1 protein-coding gene is annotated in these 1,306 nt (G+C 35.7%); it reads left to right on the top strand.

Annotated features, from left to right (window positions below; translation table 11 throughout):
• Positions 1-20 precede the first annotated feature (20 nt).
• A partial coding sequence (locus E5A76_RS18065) for an FRG domain-containing protein (protein WP_161119767.1) occupies positions 21-1,306 on the top strand: 1,286 nt, incomplete at its 3' end.

Raw genomic sequence — 1,306 nt, 5'->3', positions numbered from 1 at the left:
TAGTTAAGTTTGGAGTTTTGATGTTTCCATTTTTTGACCATCATGATTATATAAAAGATATTGATAACTGCGATTATCAAAGCTTTGAAGAAAAATTTATCTCTTTGGAAAACTTTAGTGCAGTTGCACATGCGTGTGTAGAGTTTCCGTTGTTTACAGTTTGTCCTCCAGCTTTCGAACCTCGAGAAAGTTGGGAAGATCTCACTAGCAGTTACTCTATTTCCGCTGAGATTCGTGAAGAAATGTTTGATGCTGGCTTTCATCCACTCAGTCGTGATCTTTATCTAAAGAAAACTTATTCTTCTGAGCCATTTGCAGACATAGCTCCGAACTTGGGAAGCCATGTAATAGTTGATTGTAACTACGGACTATTTTTCTATGAATTTAATGGTCGTTTTCTACGTTATGGTCTAGATCAAGCTATGTTCGAACGTTACCGTAAGCAGATACCTAAACATATCCCATTTAAAGGACAAGATGTACTGGATGTGGGCGCTATGAGAGGTCAGTTTGCAACCCAAAACGTCAAAAAAAGCACTTCTGAAATTGTAGAATACAGCGTTAAAAGTAAAGCTGAGCTTTTAAGTATTATAGAAAGAGTAAATACGACTCCAAAATCTAGTAGTCTCAAATTATGGTTTAGAGGGCAGCCAAGTGATTATATGATGAAAGATTTTAGCTCTCCTAAATATTCAACAGCACTGCCTTATAGAAACGTGACTGACTCATCTCTCATTCCATCTTTGTTTAGACTGAATTCTATTAATCAGAAAGACTACAAACAATATTATAAAGACCTACTGGAAACTCAAGTTTATGTTGACAGCGTAACTAGTCACCTAGGAATAAAAGATTATGTCCTCCGAAAAAATGGTGAAGATGAGAATGTTGATTTTTTTAAATCAACAGCTTGGGGGTTGTATGATTCAGGCATGACTTCTACTGCGGTGGATCAAGATGGTAATGAAGTATATAAAAAAGAAACATATCCTGGTTTTTTTGCTTTGCAAAAATCATTTTTCTTACAGCATTATGGTTTGCCTTCTCCTGTTTTAGACATAACTCATAGTTTGGATGTCGCATTGTTTTTTGCTCAGAACCAAATAGTTAAAGGAAAATATGAAAAAGTAGATAGCTCTCAAAGGCCAGTAATATATCTAATGCTACTTGATGAAAATGTAGATTTATTTATGCCTTCTCAGGGGATTTGTAAAGAGCATAGTTTACTGCGTCCACAGCGACAGGAGTGTGGTTTTATTGCTGGAGCATCAATGCTTAACCGGAATTATTACAGTAGGTTTATTTC

The organism is Photobacterium lucens, from assembly GCF_009873615.1.
GTDB classification, from domain to species: Bacteria; Pseudomonadota; Gammaproteobacteria; order Enterobacterales; family Vibrionaceae; genus Photobacterium; species Photobacterium lucens.
The sequence above is the reverse complement of the archived record's forward strand: the minus strand, read 5'-3'. Positions and strand labels throughout refer to the sequence as shown.